Annotated in this window: 2 tRNA genes and 2 rRNA genes; all 4 read right to left on the bottom strand. The window is 52.0% G+C overall.

Annotated features, from left to right (window positions below):
• Window positions 1-286 (bottom strand): 23S ribosomal RNA (locus tag FYJ43_RS11905); the annotation flags it as partial.
• Window positions 287-456: 170 nt separating this feature from the next.
• A tRNA-Ala gene (locus tag FYJ43_RS11900) sits at window positions 457-532 on the bottom strand.
• Between the two features lie 108 nt (window positions 533-640).
• Window positions 641-717 (bottom strand) — tRNA-Ile (locus tag FYJ43_RS11895).
• Window positions 718-787: 70 nt separating this feature from the next.
• A 16S ribosomal RNA gene (locus FYJ43_RS11890) occupies window positions 788-1459 on the bottom strand; the annotation flags it as partial.

Here is a 1459-nt window from a genome sequence, read left to right as displayed (position 1 = left end):
CAAGCTGATTCAGACTCCGGGCTGCTCCCCGTTCGCTCGCCGCTACTGGGGGAATCTCGGTTGATTTCTTTTCCTCGGGGTACTTAGATGTTTCAGTTCCCCCGGTTCGCCTCGTTAACCTATGTATTCAGTTAACGATAGTGCAACGGATTGCACTGGGTTTCCCCATTCGGACATCGCCGGGTCAAAGGTTCATATCACCTCGCCGGCGCTTTTCGCAGATTAGCACGTCCTTCATCGCCTCTGACTGCCAGGGCATCCACCGTGTACGCTTAGTCGCTTAACCTCACAACCCGAAGATGTTTCACTTCTGATTGCGAAAATTTGAGAGACTCGAACACACATGAGCTGTGTGTCGTTTCAATTTTCAGCTTGATCCAGATTTTTAAAGAGCAAAACTTCGCAGTGCACCTTTTCAGGTTCACTCTGAAGTTTTCTTGTGTTCGCAGTAAAGGATGGTGGAGCTATGCGGGATCGAACCGCAGACCTCCTGCGTGCAAGGCAGGCGCTCTCCCAGCTGAGCTATAACCCCATCGTAAATGCTAATCTCTGTACCCTAATTCGTTTCCGGGCAAGGCGCGGTGGTGCGAAGCATACTGAAGTATGCGAGCATCGCCGTAACACAGCACGGAGGCGAATTTGGTAGGCCTGAGTGGACTTGAACCACCGACCTCACCCTTATCAGGGGTGCGCTCTAACCACCTGAGCTACAAGCCTGCAGAGATTTTTTACTGCTGTTTTTCATCAGACAATCTGTGTGAGCACTACAAAGGCAGGTTCTTTAAGGTAAGGAGGTGATCCAACCGCAGGTTCCCCTACGGTTACCTTGTTACGACTTCACCCCAGTCATGAATCACAAAGTGGTAAGCGCCCTCCCGAAGGTTAAGCTACCTACTTCTTTTGCAACCCACTCCCATGGTGTGACGGGCGGTGTGTACAAGGCCCGGGAACGTATTCACCGTGGCATTCTGATCCACGATTACTAGCGATTCCGACTTCATGGAGTCGAGTTGCAGACTCCAATCCGGACTACGACGCACTTTATGAGGTCCGCTTGCTCTCGCGAGGTCGCTTCTCTTTGTATGCGCCATTGTAGCACGTGTGTAGCCCTACTCGTAAGGGCCATGATGACTTGACGTCATCCCCACCTTCCTCCAGTTTATCACTGGCAGTCTCCTTTGAGTTCCCGGCCGAACCGCTGGCAACAAAGGATAAGGGTTGCGCTCGTTGCGGGACTTAACCCAACATTTCACAACACGAGCTGACGACAGCCATGCAGCACCTGTCTCAGAGTTCCCGAAGGCACCAATCCATCTCTGGAAAGTTCTCTGGATGTCAAGAGTAGGTAAGGTTCTTCGCGTTGCATCGAATTAAACCACATGCTCCACCGCTTGTGCGGGCCCCCGTCAATTCATTTGAGTTTTAACCTTGCGGCCGTACTCCCCAGGCGGTCGACTTA

The sequence above is a fragment of the Cutibacterium porci genome, assembly GCF_009696315.1.
Lineage (GTDB): Bacteria > Actinomycetota > Actinomycetes > Propionibacteriales > Propionibacteriaceae > Cutibacterium > Cutibacterium porci.
The sequence above is the reverse complement of the archived record's forward strand: the minus strand, read 5'-3'. Positions and strand labels throughout refer to the sequence as shown.